Source organism: Vibrio sp. Vb0888 (assembly GCF_033338835.1).
Lineage (GTDB): Bacteria > Pseudomonadota > Gammaproteobacteria > Enterobacterales > Vibrionaceae > Vibrio > Vibrio alginolyticus.
The window spans coordinates 703,039-723,328 of record NZ_JAWOTL010000001.1 but is presented as its reverse complement, the minus strand read 5'-3'; the positions used below and the strand labels follow the sequence as shown (position 1 = coordinate 723,328).

General features: G+C 45.3%; 17 protein-coding genes. 7 read left to right on the top strand and 10 right to left on the bottom strand.

The window, feature by feature from the left end:
• Nucleotides 1–3 precede the first annotated feature (3 nt).
• A complete protein-coding gene (locus R7P72_RS03110) occupies nt 4–1,590 on the bottom strand; it encodes a BCCT family transporter (protein ID WP_005373846.1) in 1,587 nt (528 codons plus the stop codon).
• Between the two features lie 303 nt (nt 1,591–1,893).
• Between R7P72_RS03110 and R7P72_RS03105 the strand changes: the two genes are divergently transcribed.
• Complete coding sequence (locus tag R7P72_RS03105; RefSeq protein WP_005373839.1) at nt 1,894–4,302, top strand: beta-mannosidase; 2,409 nt, start codon at nt 1,894–1,896, stop codon at nt 4,300–4,302.
• 101 nt (nt 4,303–4,403) lie between these two features.
• Here R7P72_RS03105 and R7P72_RS03100 read toward each other — a convergent pair whose 3' ends face one another.
• The gene (locus R7P72_RS03100; RefSeq protein WP_005373837.1) at nt 4,404–4,658 is read right to left on the bottom strand and encodes a hypothetical protein; all 255 of its coding nucleotides are present in this window, start codon (nt 4,656–4,658) and stop codon (nt 4,404–4,406) included.
• 167 nt (nt 4,659–4,825) lie between these two features.
• On the opposite strand from R7P72_RS03100, the gene R7P72_RS03095 reads away from it, so the two are divergent.
• Nucleotides 4,826–5,185, top strand: coding sequence for a DUF6559 family protein (locus R7P72_RS03095; protein ID WP_213907142.1), 360 nt, complete (start codon nt 4,826–4,828; stop codon nt 5,183–5,185).
• 137 nt (nt 5,186–5,322) lie between these two features.
• The gene (locus R7P72_RS03090; protein ID WP_005373831.1) at nt 5,323–6,357 is read left to right on the top strand and encodes a PotD/PotF family extracellular solute-binding protein; all 1,035 of its coding nucleotides are present in this window, start codon (nt 5,323–5,325) and stop codon (nt 6,355–6,357) included.
• Between the two features lie 106 nt (nt 6,358–6,463).
• Here R7P72_RS03090 and tyrS read toward each other — a convergent pair whose 3' ends face one another.
• From tyrS to ppsA, 4 genes are all read right to left on the bottom strand, one after another.
• A complete protein-coding gene (gene tyrS / locus R7P72_RS03085; protein ID WP_005373828.1) occupies nt 6,464–7,723 on the bottom strand; it encodes a tyrosine--tRNA ligase in 1,260 nt (419 codons plus the stop codon).
• A gap of 82 nt (nt 7,724–7,805) precedes the next feature.
• Nucleotides 7,806–8,612, bottom strand: a complete 807-nt coding sequence (locus R7P72_RS03080) for a response regulator transcription factor (RefSeq protein WP_031778843.1) — start codon at nt 8,610–8,612, stop codon at nt 7,806–7,808.
• A gap of 193 nt (nt 8,613–8,805) precedes the next feature.
• Nucleotides 8,806–9,585, bottom strand: a complete 780-nt coding sequence (locus R7P72_RS03075) for a hypothetical protein (protein WP_005373824.1) — start codon at nt 9,583–9,585, stop codon at nt 8,806–8,808.
• A 170-nt stretch (nt 9,586–9,755) separates the two neighbouring features.
• Complete coding sequence (gene ppsA, locus R7P72_RS03070; RefSeq protein WP_005373822.1) at nt 9,756–12,128, bottom strand: phosphoenolpyruvate synthase; 2,373 nt, start codon at nt 12,126–12,128, stop codon at nt 9,756–9,758.
• A gap of 251 nt (nt 12,129–12,379) precedes the next feature.
• Here ppsA and R7P72_RS03065 point away from each other — a divergent pair, with 251 nt between their 5' ends.
• Nucleotides 12,380–13,216, top strand: a complete 837-nt coding sequence (locus R7P72_RS03065) for a pyruvate, water dikinase regulatory protein (protein ID WP_005373820.1) — start codon at nt 12,380–12,382, stop codon at nt 13,214–13,216.
• A 76-nt stretch (nt 13,217–13,292) separates the two neighbouring features.
• Here R7P72_RS03065 and ansB read toward each other — a convergent pair whose 3' ends face one another.
• A complete protein-coding gene (ansB, locus tag R7P72_RS03060; protein WP_213869136.1) occupies nt 13,293–14,357 on the bottom strand; it encodes an L-asparaginase 2 in 1,065 nt (354 codons plus the stop codon).
• A gap of 374 nt (nt 14,358–14,731) precedes the next feature.
• Nucleotides 14,732–15,988 (bottom strand): adenylosuccinate synthase, encoded by a 1,257-nt coding sequence (locus R7P72_RS03055; RefSeq protein WP_005373814.1) that lies wholly within the window; start codon nt 15,986–15,988, stop codon nt 14,732–14,734.
• 105 nt (nt 15,989–16,093) lie between these two features.
• Between R7P72_RS03055 and R7P72_RS03050 the strand changes: the two genes are divergently transcribed.
• The 3 genes from R7P72_RS03050 (at nt 16,094) to R7P72_RS03040 (ending at nt 18,067) form a co-directional block, all read left to right on the top strand.
• Nucleotides 16,094–16,963: a LysR family transcriptional regulator gene (locus R7P72_RS03050; protein ID WP_005373812.1), complete on the top strand. Its 870-nt coding sequence runs from the start codon at nt 16,094–16,096 to the stop codon at nt 16,961–16,963.
• Nucleotides 16,964–16,982: 19 nt separating this feature from the next.
• Complete coding sequence (locus tag R7P72_RS03045; protein ID WP_213907143.1) at nt 16,983–17,375, top strand: ribosome recycling factor family protein; 393 nt, start codon at nt 16,983–16,985, stop codon at nt 17,373–17,375.
• A gap of 77 nt (nt 17,376–17,452) precedes the next feature.
• A complete protein-coding gene (locus tag R7P72_RS03040) occupies nt 17,453–18,067 on the top strand; it encodes a LysE family translocator (protein WP_017633575.1) in 615 nt (204 codons plus the stop codon).
• A gap of 92 nt (nt 18,068–18,159) precedes the next feature.
• Here the strand turns inward: R7P72_RS03040 and R7P72_RS03035 are convergent, their stop codons facing one another.
• Together R7P72_RS03035 and R7P72_RS03030 are read right to left on the bottom strand one after the other, a co-directional pair.
• Nucleotides 18,160–18,681 (bottom strand): DUF2058 domain-containing protein, encoded by a 522-nt coding sequence (locus R7P72_RS03035; RefSeq protein WP_033906326.1) that lies wholly within the window; start codon nt 18,679–18,681, stop codon nt 18,160–18,162.
• A 172-nt stretch (nt 18,682–18,853) separates the two neighbouring features.
• Nucleotides 18,854–20,257 carry an aspartate aminotransferase family protein gene (locus R7P72_RS03030; protein ID WP_318110374.1) on the bottom strand — a complete coding sequence of 468 codons (1,404 nt, stop codon included), beginning with the start codon at nt 20,255–20,257 and terminating at the stop codon, nt 18,854–18,856.
• Nucleotides 20,258–20,290: the final 33 nt, after the last annotated feature.

Genomic DNA, 20,290 nt, shown 5'->3' with positions numbered 1-20,290 from the left:
GGTTTAAACGAGGCCTTGCTCTTTCGCCATTCTGCTTGCAATGCCGGGTGCTTTCCAAATGCTTGGCAGCAAAATGAAAGACACAGGTACGGCAGTAATTACAATGAAAGACTGCAATGCAGAAATACCACCAGAGCCCATTGAGATGAGCGCAATAGCGACAATACCCATAATCAGACCCCAGAACGAGCGAATCACTGCGTTTGGTTCTGTTGAGCCCGTCATCACTACACTGATTGTGTAAGTCATCGAGTCACCCGTCGTCACGATAAATGTTGTCGTTAAGATCAGGAACAGAACCGAAATGATCATTGGGTAAGGTAATTCACCAGTAATCGCTAGCAGTGCTGCAGGCAAGTTAAAGCCTTCAAACGCAGATGAAATCAAACCAGGGTTATCAAGTTCAAACGCAAGGCCACTGCCACCAACGATACTAAACCAGAAGCAAGTAATCAGCGGTGCCGCGATGCTAATAGACATGATTAATTGGCGAATTGTACGACCACGAGAGATACGAGCAATAAAGATCGCCATCATTGGGCCATAACCGATAAACCAACCCCAGAAGAATACTGTCCACCAACTTAGCCAGCCTGTATCACCACGGTAAAGTGCCATAGGGAAGAAGTTATCCACCATACGACCAACGCCTTGCACGTAGCCATCAACGATAAAGCTTGTCGGCCCGAAGAACAGGATGTAACCAATTAATAGTACAGACAAAATGATGTTGTAACGACTGACGATTTGAATACCCTTGCTCAAACCGCTCAGTGCGGAAAGGGTATACATCAGGATCGCCGCCATGATAACCATGCTTTGCGTTACGAACGTATCTGGCAGGCCAAACAATGAGTTTAGCGCGTAGCTAATTTGTAAACCTAAGAAGCCGATAGGACCGATGGTTCCTGCTGCTACTGCAATGATGCTACATGCGTCAGCAACATCACCAATCCAGCCTTTAATGGCTTTATCACCAAAAACAGGGTAAAGCAGAGTACGCGGCTTAAGAGGCAGGCCTTTATCGTAATGCAAGTGCATTAAGACAATGGAAGATAGACCACCAAGGATCGCCCAAGCTAAGAAGCCCCAGTGCATAAAAGACTGAGATAGGGCATTGATTGCGGCAGTTTTCGGTGAGGCTTCCCCGTATAGAGGCGGAGCAGTCACAAAGTGCGCGATAGGCTCAGCTGCGGCCCAGAACACACCACCACCTGCAAGTAGAGTACAGAGTACGATTGACAACCACTTAAAGTTATCAATATCAGGTTTCGCTAGACCACCTAGGCGCACATAACCAGTGCGACCAAACGCAAGAGCCAAACCAATTAGGAAATTCAGAAGAAGCAGTACTTGCCAGTAAGCTCCGAAATATTTAGTAGCAAAGCCGAAGCCGGTGTTAACCATTGCGGTTAGAGAGTCGGTATTCGTTAGAGCAAGTAAAACGAATAGAGTGAGGAAGCTACCACTTAACCAAAAGACAGGATTGGTGAGTTCGAGGCGCTTGAGTAAAGATGGGGGATGAATAGCAGAATAGTCAGCATCCTGAATAGGCGCTGTGTGGGAGGCGGCATTCGTCATATTTGACATAATTACTTCGCTTTTTAGGGCTATGAAGCCGTGCATTTCCCCTCACATCGTTTCAACGAAAAGTGTGAGGATGTTCAAAAAGCTGATGATGTTAACATGTCGAAGTTGCAAATATAACCTTAGATTTCGATTAATTTTTAACAGGTTAGCCAAGTTGCTGATTTTTGGGTAGAGATCAAAAGAAAGAGTTTTTACGTGAAATGCACCGCATTTCGTATGTAATTAACATTTCCCTTGTTTTTGCATGGGATTGTCAGGATTACATTGAGAAAACATGTTTTTCCCAAGCTAAGGTTTAACTCGATGGCTCACTTCGAACTTAACGGGCAGTGGATGCTTACCTCGCCACAGCGTCCCAATCTTGAAATTCCAATGTTTATTCCGGGCGATAATGTGTCGGCGCTTTTACAAACAGAGCAGATTCCAGATCCTTATTTTGCCGATAATGAAAACAAAGTTCGATGGATTGAAGAGTGTGAGTGGCATATCTCACGTGAGTTTGACGTCGACGCGTTTACGTTGTCTGCCAAGCAAATTTGGATGACGCTAACTCGTGTCGATACATTGGCAACCTTCTATGTTAATGGTGAGTTAGCACAAACTTGCAGCAACATGTTTACCCAGCAACGTGTGGATATTAAACCGCATTTAAAGCAAGGTACTAACACGATTCGGGTTGAGTTTGCTCGGGTGGATTTAGAAGGTATCGCAAGAGCAAAAAAACTGCCATTTCCTATTCCATCGGCAATGGGCAACAACCAAATTCCACACATGAACTTGATCCGCAAAACACAGTGCCATTCCGGATGGGACTGGGGCATTTGCTTGATGGTATCGGGTATTTACGACCCCATTCAAATCGACATTGTGAATGAGCTTTGGCTCAAAGGCTTCTCGACAGAGCAGCAATGGCAAGCCGATGGGAGTGTGTTTCTTGATGTAGTAGTTGAAGTGGAAACGGACAGTCAACGCCATGAAATGATGGTTGAATTTAATGGTGAGCGTCAATGTATTCAAACAAAAGGAAGTGGTCACTATCATTGCCAGTTCCACATTTTGGAGCCTCAACGCTGGTGGCCATCGGGTTATGGCGAAGCGTATCTCTATCCCATTACCATTTCTTGCAGAGAGCAAAAGTTAACGCACAACATTGGTTTGCGTCAGCTAACTCTAAATAATCAAGCTGATGAGCACGGCTCTGCAATGGAATTTATCGTCAATGGCGTACCGATTAATGCTAAAGGTGCCAACTGGATCCCTATTGACGCAATGCCGGGGCGAGAGTGCGAAACACGTTATCGCAACCTTTTGCAAAGTGCGGTTGACGCCAACATGAACATGATTCGCGTATGGGGCGGTGGTCAGTACGAGAGTGAAATCTTTTATAACCTTTGTGATGAACTTGGCTTGTTGGTGTGGCAAGACATGATGTTCGCCTGCTCGTTGTACCCATCAAACGACGAGTTTTTAAAAGAGGTAGAAGAAGAACTTAGATTCCAAATCCCGAGGCTCAAGGAGCACCCATCAATCGCACTTTGGTGTGGTGACAATGAAGTGATTGGAGCTATTGGTTGGTATGACGAATCTAAGCGCAGTAAAGTCAAATACACGGTTAACTACGATCGCCTCAACCGCATGATTGAGAAGGAGATTACCGAGCAAGATAGCACTCGCCGTTTCTGGCCAAGTTCCCCATGTAATGGTGAACTGGATTTCGGTGATGCGTGGCATGATGATAGTAAAGGCGATATGCACTTTTGGGACGTTTGGCATTCAGGAAAATCATTCAGTGCCTACCTTGACGTGAATCCTCGTTTTTGCTCTGAGTTTGGTTTTCAATCTTGGCCATCTTTTGCTGAAGTTAAGCGGTTTGTCCCTGAGCAAGACTGGAATATTACATCCCCAACTTTCGAACAACATCAGAAGAACCCGCGTGGTAATAGTATTATCACAGAGATGTTCACGCGCTATTTTCGTTTTCCCTCTGGATTTGAGAGCATGCTGTATTTAAGTCAAGTTCAGCAGGCAATCGCGATCAAAACTGCATGCGATCATTGGCGTGCCATTTCTCCAGTTTGTCGCGGCATGCTGTACTGGCAACTCAACGATAACTGGCCTGTCAGCTCTTGGTCTAGTTTGGAATACAGTGGTCGATGGAAGCAGTTGCACTACCATGCAAAACGCTTTTTTGCGCCGCAGTATTTGGTATTTTCCGAGCATACAGGCAAGTTGAGCCTACATTTGCTCAATGATGCGAAAGAGTCCGCAAGCGTCAACGCATTGCTCAAGTGGGTAGATTGGCAAGGGGAAGAAAAGCAATGTTGGAGCTTAGAACAAACAGTCATAGCAGACAGCAATACGATTTTGTGGCAGTTGGATGAATTGATCGAGAAGGATGAACTTACGTCAGGCTTCTTCTATGTTGAAGCGCAAATCGGTGAAGACAGAATAAGCAACACATGGTTTAGTACTCACGAGCTAAAAACCTTGCCGATAGCGAAAGCCAATATAGATGTCTCTATTGAAGGGAGGCGAATTACATTGATTGCGGATAAGCCTGCGTTTTTTGTTCATTTGGAGAGTGATGCTGATGGAAGGTTCAGTGACTCCAGTTTTACTCTGTTGGTCAACGTTCCAATGACGGTTGAGTATTTAGGTGATGATGTTTCAGGTATGCAGCAGTCGTTGAGGGTATACCACCTTAATGATTAAAGCGGGTATAGAACATCTACATGCTGACAACTAAAAAGGGAGCGTTTGCTCCCTTTTTAGTTACCAAGTATCCGTTATTAAGCTCAGGTTGAGACAGAAGACTATTTAAGTTTCTGATGGACCCGATAGCTAACGACAAAGCCAATGTAGAATAGTGCAGCAAGAGTAATCATTGCCGTCGCGTACGCCAGTAGGCTGTTTAACCCTAAACCAAAAGCCAGAGTGAAGGCGATACCATGAATGGCTTCCGCAGGGATTCGGTACCAAGCAGAGTGGACGGAAGATCCAAAGAGGATAAAGGTACTAAGTAAGACAATCGTGCCGCCTATAAAGCCGACCCATCTGCTGTTGTTCATGTTGCAGTCTCAGGGGTTACCGAGGTAACGTAACAAAATATTTCAGGATCGTATTATACAACCGATCATCGCGAAAAGCGCTAGAGAAATTTCGCGGATAAAACAGAGTGTTTTAATTCGAACAAAAGAATACGACCATAGCCAACTTAATACAGGAATAACAAAACATGTTGAGATTTATACAACGTCGCCGCATTAAGAAAGTGATTAAACTAATGAGTACCAGATTGGTGGTGGGATACGGCAGTCGTGAGTACTTTTCGGTTGGTCAGGTAAAGACGAGCACCAGCGAGTTAAGCGCGTGCCAACAAAAAATTGCGTTGGCGTTGTATGCGAATCCGCAAGATCTTGATTTGGAAAATCAACCAGAGTTGCAAGCCATCCGCTCTGATGTAGCGCATGACTTCTTCGCTGGTGTCGATTATACCGCTCAAGATGTGTTTAATTTACTCGGCTCTGGTGGCTGGAAAGGAGGTCGAATGGAAGATGGAATGTCTCATCATTTTGGTATGCACAGTCGCTATTAAAAACATGCGTTAATTTTATAAATTCGATAAATATTTTTGCTGTTAAAGATTAATTAAATTTTCTTTCAATTGGGTAACAATTACCTAATTATGCACCCGAATCCCAGCGCGTCGCTGGACTGGTTGGATTGCATACCATGAAATTAATCATCAAAGGATTGGGGCTGAGTGCTCTTGTGCTCAGCATGTTTGCTCATGCAGATAGCAAAACGTTGAACGTTTATGCATGGGGTGGCTATTTGCCGGAAGCATCGTTAAAAGCGTTTGAAAAACAAGAAGGCGTTACGATTAATTATTCGACCTTTGAGAATAATGAATCAATGTATACCAAGCTAAAATTGCTAAAAGGTTCTGGTTACGATGTGGTTTTTGCTTCTGCGTACTTCATTGAAAAAATGGGTCGAGAAGGACTGCTTTCGAAAATAGATCACGCTCAAGTGCCAAACATGCAAGACACAATGGACGGCTTACTTGGCCAAGCGCACGATCCGAAAAATGATTACTCATTGCCTTATATTTGGGGCATTACCGGGATCAGCTACAATGAATCCATGGTTGAGCAACCAGTGACAAAATGGGCTGACTTATGGGAGTCACAATACGAACAACAAGTCATGCTGATTGATGACGTTCGCGATGTGTTCGGTATGGCGCTGAAGAAAAATGGCCATAGTGTGAACACCAAAGACGAAGCAGAAATCAAACAGGCTTTCGATTCTTTAGTGGCACTGAAAAATAACGTATTGCTGTACAACTCAGATGCACCTCAAGTCCCTTACGTGTCCGGTGAAACATCGGTCGGCATGCAATGGAACGGCAACGCATTCCAAGGGCAGGTTGAAATGCCTGAGCTGAAGTTCGTGATGCCGGAAGAGGGCGCGGTATTGTGGATGGACAACTTCACTATTCCGTCTGGCAGTAAAAACAAAGCATTGGCGCATAAATTTATTAACTTTATGTACCAATCAGAGAACCAAGCGGAAATCGTGACCAGTTTGGGTTATGCGTCGGCAACAAACGCTGGGCGTGACAAATTGCCAGAAGAGTTGAAAAACAACCGTACTATTTTCCCTTCATCAGAAGACATGAAAAAAGGCGAGTTCATTAATGATGTTGGCGCAGAAACGTTAGCGATTTACGAAAAGTACTGGCAACGTTTAAGAACGCAATAAGCGACGTCTTTACCTATTTTTAGGCTTAAAATCGTTCAAATTTGGATTCCCCTCATCACGAAAGTGGTGAGGAGAATTTTTTACAGGCTTTGTACTGCGAGTGTTACTACGCGGCACGCTTTACGAGGCAGAAGTGCTTTTTACCGCGTTGCAGTAACCAGTATTGATCGAACAGTGGGAAGCTCAAACTTGGGTTATCAGCCGACACTTTTTCACCGTTTACACTAATGGCGTTGTTGCTGATGTGTTCGCGTGCAACACGCTTCGAACTTGCTAAACCCGACTCAACCAACAGCTCAACCAAATCTTGTTGTGCGCTCTCAATGCTTGGTAAACCATCCAACTCCAATTGTTTTAATTCACCCAAACTCAGTTGTTGCACATTACCGCTGAATAAAGCTTGAGTGATGCGCTCGGCGCTAGCTAGGCCTTCTTCGCCATGAACAAATCGCGTCATTTCCTCAGCGAGAATACGTTGTGCTTGCGGTTTACCTTGGCTTGTTTGGTCTTGCGCCTCAATGCTGGCAATTTCTTCGCAGCTCAAGAACGTGTAGTAACGCAGGAAGTGGTAAACGTCGGCGTCTTCTGCGCCAAGCCAGAACTGGTAGAACGCGTAAGGAGAGGTTTTGCTAGGATCTAGCCATACTGCGCCGCCTTCGGTTTTGCCAAATTTGGTACCATCGGATTTGGTGATCAGCGGCAGAGTTAAGCCAAATACTTGCTCACCATTTTGACGGCGAGTTAAATCGATCCCGCTGACGATGTTTCCCCATTGGTCATTGCCACCGATTTGCAAACGGCAACCGTATCGACGGTTTAGCTCGGCAAAATCGTACGATTGCAGTAGGGCGTAGCTAAATTCGGTGAAGGAGATACCTTGGTCAGGTCGTTGCAGGCGTTGTTTTACCGAGTCTCGGTTGACCATAGTATTGATCGAGAAGTGCTTACCCACATCGCGGAAGAAGTCGATCACATTGATCGCTTTCATCCAGTCAGCGTTGTTCACCATGATCATCGGCTTGGTCAGTTGGAGGTTCATCAACTGCTGAATTTGATTAGAAAGATCGTTAACCCAGCCTGAGACGATTTCCTCTGAGTTCAGACTGCGCTCAGTCGCTTTAAAGCTTGGGTCGCCAATCATGCCCGTTGCACCGCCAATCAAGGCAACAGCTTGGTGTCCGGCATCTTGAAAGCGCTTAAGCATAATCAAAGGCACGAGGTGGCCGATATGCAAGCTGCCAGCTGTAGGATCGAAGCCGCAGTAAACGGTTTGTGGCTGTGAGAGAAGTGTCTGAATTTCTTCCAAATCGCTGGCTTGTGCAATCAAGCCACGATCTTGTAAATCTTGCAGTAATGGTGTTGTCATTCTTTTTGTCTGTTTTAGTGGTTGTTACATTCAGACTAAAACGCGACACCTTTTCTCGATATATCCCTTAAGGGACAGTTTTTTATCTTGAATGGAGAATGAGGTGATTGAGGAAAAGCTGGAATAACTCACTCAATGAAGACACATTTAATTGCGAGTAAATTCGCTTTCGATGATTTTTGACCGTGCCTTGAACTAAGTGTAACCGCGCGGCAATTTCTTTGGTGTCAAACCCTTGAGCGAGAAGCGAAGCCACCTCTTGTTCGCGACGGGTGAGTGATTCTACGCCAAACGTTGCTAAAGCTTGCTCAATGGCTAATCGCATACTGCCAGAATAAGCACTCTGTGCAAAAACAGGCTCAGAAAAGGTAAATTCCGTTTGTTTCCAATGCTGCTGACAAAGCGACTGAATTATCGGGAAATAGGGCTTTAGCTTATTGATTTGTGGCTGAGAAAAGTATTTTCCATCAGTCATATATCCGAAGTACAGCATGACCCAACGGCCAGATTCAACTTCGACTAGCATGCTAAGCTCGTCTTTCCACCCTGTTTGATGATAGAACTGCTCGCAGTATGAGGTGAAGTCAACGCCTTTACGCGCCACGTCTTTGAGCGTAAATACGCCTTGTTGCTTTGTCTCGTTTAGTTTGAGAAAAAAAGGGTCATTTTGAAATGAGTCAGTAAGGTAGCGTTGAAAAAGTAACTCTCGCTCGTTCTCAATTGAGTCGTAGAGATAAATAGGATGTTTACCTTCTCGGTAACCTAAAATAACTGCGCAATCAAAATGAAAAAGAGTGCGAATGACACGCATAAGTTTAGGAGTAAAGTTAGGCGTGTTAAGAGCAGAAATTGCTTCTGCTAGCAGATTATTAAAGTTATTGTCAGGCATGGGATACCGAATTGCAGGTGGTTTTGCGCAAGCATAACCAAAAGCAATCCAACGAGAAAGGGAAGTCGCCATCTTCTGGTGACTTCCATAGAGAAAGTTGCGTAAGTGCTCAGTTTTGAGGAATCATATCCCCGTTAACTTATTGATAAGGGTGCATAACAACGGTTTTATTTAAGCGATTAGTTGCTATGCATTACTGCGAGTTAGTGAGCTCTTCGTTAACCCAATATTTAGAACCAGACACGTTAGCATCGATGAGCAAACCTTTAGCGTTCAACTGATAGACGGCGACGCCGCTGTTAAATTGTTTTGAAAGTTGCTCTGAATCTTCGCCCGCAACAGCAGAGGCTTCACTTGTGGCCTCCCATCCTTCGTTGACGAACGTATCAAAGTCTTCTTTGCTCTCAAACAGAACCACTTGTTGGTAAAATTTGCCGCCAGCCCCAAGTGCAACGCCCAAACCAAACATATTCATATAAGTGCGTTCTTCTGTTTCCTTATTCACTGCGACTCCTGACCCTGAGTTGGTGTGAAACAGCAAAGATAATTTACGAGAATCAAAGACCGCGTAGCCGTACGCGTTGTCGTAAATAGCTTTTGCCTCCGGCTTTTCATTAAATAACTTGAGCAAAGCGCTATCTGCCATTAAGTCCACGGCTTGGCGAGCTTCTTCTGGCGTATCGCCTTCCATCAGCTCATCAATTTTTTTGTCGGCAGCATCTATCCATTCTTTGCTTTTCTCGATGCTGGCTTCCGTCCATTCGCCTGCGGTATTGATCGCTTCCTCGGACCAGTTCGTGAAATCTTGCCACGCTTGTTTTGAAAACGCTTTGGTGTCGTCCCAAGCATCTTGTGCAGTATCAGAAACTGCGTCGCCAAGCTCAGACATTTTATTGGAAATTTCATCCCAATCGGCATAAGCAGGGGATGCCAGGAGCATCAATGTAGTAAGGAGTGCGATAGGCTTTTTCATCAAATTCTCTCTGGAGTTATCGATATACCATTCATTTTAGGTCATCAGACTTTGATAATGAAATTGACTAAATGACGAACTTGAGAGAGGAATCACGAACTGATTGTGAAATGACGTGTGAATAACAAAGCCCTCACAAGGGGAGTGTGAGGGCTAGAGTTTATCGTGTGTTACTTGCTGCTAACTTTACCGAGTTTTAACCAAGTATCGATAACCGTATCTGGGTTTAGTGATACAGAGCTAATACCTTGATCCATTAGCCATTCCGCTAAGTCGTCGTGGTCTGATGGGCCTTGACCACAAATACCAACGTATTTGCCTGCTTTTGTTGCCGCATCAATCGCCATTTGAAGCATCACCTTAACCGCTGGGTTGCGCTCATCAAATAGATGTGCGACATCGCCAGAGTCACGGTCAAGACCAAGCGTTAGCTGAGTCATGTCGTTTGAGCCAATCGAGAAGCCATCAAAGTACTTCAAGAACTCATCGGCAAGGACCGCGTTGGATGGCAGTTCGCACATCATGATGACTTTAAGACCCTGATCGCCACGGCGCAGATCAAACTTCGCTAGCAAATCAATCACTGATGCTGCTTCGCTTGGTGTACGAACAAATGGGATCATGATTTCAACGTTTTTCAGACCCATTTCGTTACGAACGCGTTTGATTGCTTGAGTTTCTAGCTCGAAGCAGTCTTCAAACACTGGAGAAATGTAACGAGACGCGCCACGGAAGCCAAGCATTGGGTTTTCTTCATGCGGTTCGTATGCTTTACCGCCAACCAAGTTGCTGTATTCGTTAGACTTAAAGTCAGACATACGAACAATAACGCGTTTCGGCCAAAATGCCGCAGCAATGGTTGCGATACCTTCTGTCAGCTTGCTTACGTAGAAATCGATAGGATCTTTGTAACCACGAATACGCTGAGTGATTTCTGCTTTTAGCTCATCGCTTTGTGCATCAAAGTTAAGTAATGCTTTCGGGTGGATACCAATCATCTTATTGATGATGAATTCAAGACGAGCAAGACCAACACCTTCATTTGGAATTTGTGCGAAGTCAAACGCGCGATCAGGGTTACCCACGTTCATCATCACTTTTGTTGGTAGCAGTGGCAGTTCATCAACAGAAGAGCGTTTTACGTCAAACTCAAGTTCACCTTGGTAAACGTAGCCCGTTTCACCTTCTGAACAAGATACGGTCACGGTTGCGCCATCGGTTAACTTGCTTGTCGCATCGCCACAGCCAACGATTGCAGGAATACCAAGCTCACGAGCGATGATGGCAGCGTGGCAAGTACGGCCACCACGGTTGGTTACGATTGCAGATGCTTTTTTCATCACTGGTTCCCAATCTGGGTCAGTCATGTCTGTAACTAGCACGTCACCTTCTTGGACTAAAGACATTTGGTCCAGAGAGTCAACCAAGCGAACCACGCCTTTACCGATGCGCTGACCGATTGCACGACCTTCAACCAAAACATCCGCTTTGTTTTGTAGCTCGTAGCGCTCAATCACGTTTTGTTCCGTTTGTGAACATACGGTTTCAGGACGCGCTTGAACAATGTACAGCTTGCCATCAATGCCATCTTTTGCCCATTCAATGTCCATTGGACGCTGATAGTGCTTTTCGATGATCATTGCTTGTTTTGCGAGCTCTTTGATCTCGTCGTCGTTCAATGAGAACGTGTTGCGCTCTTCATCAGAAGTATCAACGATATCAACTTGTTTGCCGATTTCTTGGTTATCTGAGTAGATCATTTTGATCAACTTAGAACCAAATGTTTTCTTAACGATTGGGTGTTCGCCTGCTTCAAGCATTGGCTTGTGAACGTAGAACTCGTCAGGGTTTACTGCACCTTGAACGACCATCTCGCCTAGACCCCATGAAGAGGTGATGAAGACAACTTGGTCGAAACCCGATTCAGTGTCTAGTGTAAACATAACACCCGACGAGGCTTTATCTGAACGCACCATACGTTGGATACCCGCAGATAGCGAGATGCCACGGTGGTCGAACCCTTGGTGAACGCGGTAAGAAATCGCACGGTCGTTAAATAGAGAAGCGTAAACGTGCTTAGTTGCTTCTAGTACTGCGTCGATGCCTTTCACGTTCAAAAACGTTTCTTGCTGACCAGCAAAAGAAGCATCAGGTAGGTCTTCTGCCGTAGCAGATGAACGAACTGCGACTGAAAGCTCAGGATTGCCTTCGATCAGTTCTTGGTAATTTTCACGAATTTCTTGTTCAAGGTCCGCAGGGAAAGGGGCCTCTAATACCCATTGACGAATGTTTGCACCTGTCTTACGCAGAGCTTCTACATCTTCAACGTCTAGTTCATCGAGTAATTGGTGAATACGCTCATCCAAACCTTCGTGGTCAAGGAATTGGTTAAACGCGTATGAGGTTGTCGCAAAACCATTTGGTACAGAAACGCCTGCGTTTGCTAGGTTAGAAACCATTTCGCCAAGTGAAGCATTCTTACCGCCGACTTTGTCGACATCATCCATGGATAGGCCATTGAACCAGAGGGTGTTCTTTTGCATGTCTTTCTCCAGAAACATTGCAGCTTAGTAGGGGGACTTAAATCGATCTAAACAATCGCATGTTGGCTGTTATTACACGTTGACCATACATTGCTTCATTTAGATTGATATCAAAGGCAAACGATTACGTTCTGGCTGAAAAAAATTCAAAAGAATTTTTAAAGCTGTGGTGAACCTAACTGAAAGCCAAACTGATTTATTAATATTATGTGTACCATCCTACTCAAAAGATTTTGAAAAATTAAACAGAAATGCAAATAAATAACCAAAGTCGTGATGTGTTCTATGTTTCTGACGGTACGGCGATAACATGTGAGACATTAGGGCATGTTGTTCTCGGTCAATTTCCGTTCATTCCTAACGAAAAAACCTTTCCGTTTGTAGAAAGCCAGGACAAAGCTACTGACGTAGTCAAAGAAATTGAAACTTCCTACCAGCGCAATGGCGTCAAACCTCTGGTCTTTTTCTCAATTGTCGTTCCAGAAGTACGTGAAATGCTGCTTGAAGCGCCGGCATACAGTTACGATGTGTTGGAGAGTATTGTGCAGAAAGTGCAAGACGACATTCAGATGGCACCAAAGCCTAAGTTGCAGCGTTCTCGCAGCGTGGGGAAAGATTCCGACACCTATTTTGACCGTATTGCGGCTATTGAATACACATTGGCGCATGATGATGGCATCACGCTAAAAGGGTTGGAACAAGCCGATATTATCCTGCTGGGAGTATCGCGCAGCGGAAAAACGCCGACTAGCTTGTACATGGCGATGCAATTTGGTTTACGTGTTGTGAACTATCCGTTCATTGCGGAAGATGTGAAGATGATGCGTTTGTTGCCTGAGTTTGAGATCCATCGTCATAAGTTGTTTGGGCTGACGATCGATCCCGAGCGCTTGACTGAAATCCGTGAAAATCGTTTGTCTGGAAGTGATTACGCTAGCACAGAGCAGTGCAAGCTGGAGCTAGACACTGTTGAGGCGTTGTTTAGAAGAGAGGCGATCCCATATATCAATACGTCCTCTCTGTCTGTTGAGGAAATTACTACGCGTATTCTGGAAAAAGCAGGAATGAAGCGTCGCTTGTTTGGCTAACAAGAGACGCTCATGTCGCTATGTGTAAGAGGAGGTAAGGTGTGTACCTCCTCTATCGAATGAGCCTTAGACAGAATTAATAGTATTGGAACATCTTTTGGATGTCTTGATAGTTTTTCGTCTGAGTCAGTGACAGCATCAGTAAGATACGTGCTTTTTGTGGGTTCAATGTACCTGCGGCAACAAAGCCATATTTGTCGTCATCAATTTCAGCATCCAAAGTCGTTGAGCCGCTAGGCGTTCGGGAGCTTCTTACAACAACAACGCCATCTTTACTCGCTTTCTCTAGCTCATCAAACACAGTGTGGTACAAGTTACCATTACCGACACCAGCACTTACGATGCCGTCAAACTTCGCATCCACAAAGGCTTTCACCGGCAAACTGGAGGCATTTGCATAGTTATAAACAATACCGACCTTAGGCAACTTAGTAAGCTTTGATACATCGAATGGGGTTTCTGTCGTATGTTTACGTTCTGGGCTTCGTTGATATTTGGCATCGCTATTATGAATGTAGCCGATAGCACCAAAGTTGGGTGACTGGAAAGTGCTGACGGAGGTTGTATTGGTTTTTGTCACATCTCGCGCATCGAAAATCGTGTCATTCATTGCGACTAGCACGCCACGTCCTTCTGAATCTTCATCGGTGGCTGTTACGACTGCATTGTATAAGTTGACTGGTCCATCAGCACTCATTGCGGTGGAAGGACGCATTGCACCGACGATCACGACAGGCTTTTTGCTCTTGACGGTCAGATCAAGGAAGTAAGCGGTTTCCTCTAACGTATCCGTACCATGAGTAATGACGATGCCGTCAACATCATCTTGATCGAGTAGCTCATTAACTCTTTTCGATAATTTTAGCCACACTTCATCATTCATATCTTGTGAACCGATACTGACCACTTGCTCTCCAGAAATATCGGCAATCTTGGTCATACTCGGCACCGCAGAAATCAATGATTCAACGCCGACTTTACCTGCTGTGTAGTTTGATTCTGTTGCAGATTGACCTGCGCCTGCTATGGTGCCACCAGTGGCAAGAATTTTAATGTTCGGAAGATCGGATTGCGCAAAAGAGAACGAACTGATGCATAAACCGAGGGTTATCGTACTGAGGCGGAAAAGATTTTTTGTCATGGGAATCACCTGCTTTTAGGTTAGATGTTGGTTGGGGAACAACCTCTATCCTAAAAACAGAACGGGAGAATTTTTGAGCACAAGATCAACAAATTGCATATGAAAATCGTGATCAACTAATCACTTAAAGAATATCAAATCAACCAGTTAACCTAATTAACGTGCTTCTTTAACAAGTGAGATGTGCTAGTAACGTGCACAACGTGTTAAGTCCTATAATTTATTGATTTATAAATAAAGGAGGTAGGAGTCTCGTGATGAGGTTATTAAACATGAATTTAGCCGTGCAATTTTCCAAAGTTTACAGTGTAAAAAAAGCGGCTTTACCCCGGAACAGATAAAAGCCGCTTGCCAATGATGTGTTAATTCACATCTTATCGCATAATCATTTGTTCACGACCAGGACCCACAGACACCATTTTTACTGGTACGCCCATCAGTTCCTCAATGCGTAGAACGTATTTCTGTGCTGCTACTGGAAGCTCTTCAAACTTACGACAACCTGTGATGTCCTCGCTCCAGCTTTCCATCTTCTCGTAGATTGGCGCAAGAGAGGCAGTTTGAGGCCAGATTGGGTTTTCGCTGTGGTCGCCTTCGTAGCCAACACAGATTTTCAGATCGTTAAGGCCAGTCAAACAGTCTACTTTCGTTAGTGCAATTTCAGTTGCGGCTTGCAGTTCAACGCCATTCTTCGTAGCGACTGCGTCAAAGTAGCCCATATCGCGTGGACGACCCGTAGTTGCACCGAACTCGCCAGCAAGTTCGCGGAAAGCGTCTTGCTCTTCCATTGCAGTGATCAACGTACCAGTACCCACTGATGAGCTGAAGGCTTTTGCAACCGCAATAACGCGTTCAGGACGAAGTGCCGGAAGGCCACTACCGATACCCGCGTACATTGATACAACATTAGAAGATGTTGTCCAAGGGTACTCACCGTAAACAAGGTCACGACCCGCGCCAAGCTGCGCTTCGAACAAGAGAGTTTTGTCTTTCGCTTGTAGTTCTTTTAGAGGAAGCGTTACGTTGCAAATTGAATCGCGCCAAGGTGCAGACACTTCTAGCAGCCAGTTCGCCAGTTCTTCAGCGGTTTGTTCAAACTCGAACGTCGGGTAAAGTGCACGCAGTTGCGGCAGTTTCCAATCCATCATGAATTGAAGGCGTTCAACCAATACTTCTGGTTGCTTCAACCAACCAACTAGGATGCCTTTCTTCATTACGCGGTCACCGTAAGCAGGTGCAATACCTTGACGAGTTGAACCGTATGCTTTGTCGCCTAAACGTTGTTCTTCTAGCGTATCTTCTAGTGCGTGTAGAGGTAGACACAGTGTTGCGCGATCAGAGATGCACATATTCACTTTTACGCCCGCTTCTTCAACTTCCGCAATCTCCTGAGACAGCAACGCAGGGCTGATAACCATACCCGGACCTAACACTGCCAAACAGTCAGGGTTGAATACGCCACTTGGAAGCTGGTGCAGCTTGAACGTACCTAGATCGTTAACCACGGTGTGACCCGCGTTGTTACCACCTTGGAAACGAATGCTCGCAGAAGCTTGCTCTGCCAAAAAGTCAACGATGCGGCCTTTGCCTTCATCACCCCAGTTTGCACCCACAACAACGATAGACGACATAATTTAATCTCCAAAAACAGATGCAAAAATCTTAAGGTGTTCGCCATAATAAGAGAAATTAATTATACTCATTAACTTGATAAGAATTTCATATCGGAATTGGCAATGTTAGATTTGAACTGGCTGCGAACCTTCGTAACTCTTGCAGAGGTAAAACACTTTGGTAAAACAGCGACGGAACTGCACATGACGCAGCCGAACGTAAGTTTGCATATCAAGCAGTTGGAGCAAGCCACGCGCACGAAATTGATTGAGCGAAATCCCGTGCAGTTGACGCAAGCGGGGAAGCGTTTGTTAGCTACGGCGCAGCGGATGCTTAATGAGCTGCAAATTTGTCAGTCGGATCTCAATGCCATCAACGATCTTACGCAGGGGACGCTTTCTATTGCGGCGAGCGATATTGTTTCACGTTTACTGCTTATCAAACCATTTCAGCAGTTCAAAAGTGAATATCCGGGGATCGACTTGGCATTGTTCAATACCACATCTTCTCAAGCGGTGGATTTGGTGAAAAGTGCGCGTGCCGATATCGGCTTTGTTATCGCACAAAAAGAGAGTCAACCGCTGCATTTTACGCCTCTCACGCAAATTCACTGGTGTGCGTTTGGCGATAACATTTTTGAGTGGCAAGACAATCGAAAAGAGAGCCAGACGCTGATCCTGCTAGGGCACGATACTCGAACCCGAGAGCTGATTGATGCGTCTTTACCTGAACTAAATCTGCCTAAGCATCGCGTGATGGAAGTGGGCAGTGTGGAAGCACAAATCGACTGGGCGGAAGCGGGGTTTGGGACTGCTATTGTGCCGGATTTTTCGCTCGATCCGAGATTAAAGCTTTCTCGAGAAGTTACGCCTTTGCCAAGTTTTCCAAACACTGATTTCGGCTACATCGTGCGTCAAAATCAGGTGTTATCCAAAGCGGCAAAACAGTTGTTGGCTTGGGTTGGCGAGAATGTGTCGGTGGTTGAGGGCTAAGGCGATGAAAGAAAAGGCCATGAAAGAGACGAAGATTACGATTTCGCTCCCATCCTTGATTCACCGTATTGGGGGCGACCATGCCAAGCGAGCGAAAACACTCGCAGCAGAAAAACAGTGCGATCTTAAGCGAATTAGACGATCTCGTCACTGGCAAATCTCGGGCGAGGCTTTGGATGTAAAAGCGTTTTTAGAGGATCTCAAAAACGAAGAAGCAGAGACGATGCGATTTGCGATCAACAAGATCGAACAAGCTCTACTTGCTCACCAAGACAAATTGGAACCTTTGGACGTGAAGTTGATACGTTTGGTGAGACAAAACCCAAACATCACCCTAGCGGAGCTGATGGCTGAAACGAACTGCACGTTAGTTCAAGCTCGCACGGTACGATTTGGTGCTGAGTTGCTTTAAGATCGGTTTGTGGTTTACTCACTTTATTAACAGATGTTAGGGTACCGATCAAAATCACTCACTAAGACCATTTTATTATGGATATTTGGCAGCTTCTCCTTTTTATTCCTGCTTGCTTCGCTCTAAATATGGCTCCAGGCCCAAACAATTTATTGGCAATGAATAATGCGCGTTGTTACGGCTTTAGGGCCGCGTTTACGGCCAGTTTAGGCAGAATTGCTGCTTTTTCAGCGATGATTGCGTTGTCTGCATCAGGTCTGGCTGTGATTTTGTATACGTCAGAAATGCTATTTTTGGCAATAAAGTTGGTAGGAGCGCTGTATCTACTGTGGATTGCGTTTAACCTTTGGCGTTCAGAGTCCAGCCCGATCTCTGACTTGGACAATTCGCGCAATTACGCAGGACTTGCGAAGCAAGAATTTACGCTTGCTGCTGGCAACCCGAAAGCGATACTTATTTTTACTGCATTCTTGCCGCAATTTGTTGATGCCAATGCCAACGTTCAAGAGCAGTTTTTTGCCCTTGGCTCGACGTTTTTGATATTAGAAATGGTCGCCATTTCAATCTATGCCATCTTTGGTTTGTACTTGAGGCACTGGTTTTCAAATCCAAAAATGGCGAAACGTTTCAATCGCGGATGTTCGTTGTTTTTAGCCGCATCAGGTGCGAATTTGCTACTAAGTAAGCAATAACAACACATCATCTCCGTAGATTATTTTTCTATAAAAAGAGCCGCTGATGTTACATCAGCGGCTCTTTTCGTTGATGCATCGATTATTTATTGTTACCACATCAAATCGTCAGGCACGACGAAATCTGCGTATGGATCGTCTTCTGCTGGAATGTCCGATTCAGGTTCTTTTTGTTCGATGATGACGGACTCATCACGTTGAGCAATTTTATTCGCTACTCCACGTGGAATGACAACATAGCTTTCACCAAAAATTGCGATTGCCAAAATACCTTTGATCAACTGCTCGCGGATAAGTGAATCTACATAAAGTGATTTCACTAGCGTACCGTGAGTGAAGTTGTATTTGATGTCGCCATCTTTTAAGTCGATCTTGTTCATCTCAATCAATTGATTGATCTGCGCTTTGATCTCTTTGTTTAATCGCTCAGCATTTTGCTGCTCGCTCAATTGTTTATCACGCTCTAACTGTTGGCGTTTATTCTCTTCAACCGCCGCTTTTACTTCGCGTGCTTGAACGCGTGATTTTTTTGAGCCTTTCTTCGCTTTCTTTAGTTTCTTTTCATTAACTAAGCCAGCTTTCAGCATTTGTTCTTGAAGGGTAAGTTTTGCCATGTTTCATCCAGTTAGTGCGCAATTTTGGGCATTTTACCCACTATTGCCACTTGTAGTAAATAATAGTGCTTTCTATGGGTCTAAAATGTTTGGTTGGCTTGTTGTCTCTTTAATGGAAAGTGCAAAGCGGGCCTTCTCCAAAGCCCGCGAGCATTACTGAAATCTAGGTGGGTTATGGCTGCCACTGTTTAGATGTGACGAGGTTATCCATCACTTTGTTTACCGCTTGATGCGCTTTGTCGACAATGGTGTCTATATCGTTACGATTCGCGATAAGCGGTGGAGCAAAACCGAGGATGTCACCATGTGGCATAGCGCGAGCGATTAAGCCTTGCTCTAAACAGGCCGCCGCGATTTGCGGGCCTACTTTCAAGTTTGGATCAAAGTGTGCACGGCGGAGCTTGTCTGAAGAAAACTCCAACGCATGCAACAAGCCAACGCCACGAGTATCACCGACCAATGGATGATCGCTAAACGTCTCCGCCATGCGTTGCTGCAAGTAAGCGCCGACTTCGGCCGCGTTTTTTACCAAGCCTTCACGTTCAATGATATCGAGGTTGCAGTTCGCGGCTGCCGCTCCCATTGGGTGACCAGAGTAGGTATAACCGTGTCCGATAGCGCCCCATTGGTCGGTGCCGTTTTCTAGCACACTCCAAACTCGTTCACCGACGATCACGCCAGACAGCGGTTGATACGCTGAGGTTAACCCTTTCGCTACCGTGATGAGATCTGGTTTCATGTCGTAGTGCAGTGAGCCAAAATCGGAGCCGAGGCGACCAAAGCCACACACCACTTCATCCGCAATCAAGAGTACATCGTATTTGTCGAGCACTTTGCGAATCGCCTGCCAGTACCCTGCTGGTGGTGGCACAATACCGCCAGTACCGAGCACTGGTTCTGCAATCATTGCTGCTATCGTTTCTGGGCCTTCTTCCAAGATCATCGCTTCGAGTTGATCTGCGCAATATTGAGAGAATTCGAGCTCAGACATACTCTCGTCTTCACGGCGATAATAATATGGCGCGATGGTGTGTTTGATACGCTCAAGTGGTAAATCAAAATGGGCGTGGAACAGCGGCAAACCTGTCATTGAACCGGACGCGATACTTGAACCATGGTAGCCGCGGTCACGCGAAATGATTTTTTTCTTCTCTGGTAGACCACGAGCATTGTTGTAATACCATACCAACTTAAGTTGAGTTTCGTTCGCGTCGCTGCCTGACATGCCGTAGTAAACTTTGCTCATGCCTTCAGGCGCCATTTTGATGATGCGATCTGACAGTGTCACGAGCGCTTCGTTCGTATGACCGACGTACGTGTGGTAGTACGCCAGTTCTTTGGCTTGCTCATAAATCGCATCGGCCATTTCGGTCCTGCCATAGCCAATGTTTACACAATACAACCCGGCAAAGCCGTCTATCAGCTCGATGCCTTCTGAATCGGTGATGCGTATTCCGCTTCCGCTCGAGATAATTCTTCCCGGAAGCTCCCCGGCCGCATACTGCTTCAGGTGGGTTGAGGCATGAAATACTCTCTGACGATCGATCTCTAAAAGTTGTTGGGTTTTGTTACTCATGATCCTTCTCCTCGAATAATTGGATATCCATAT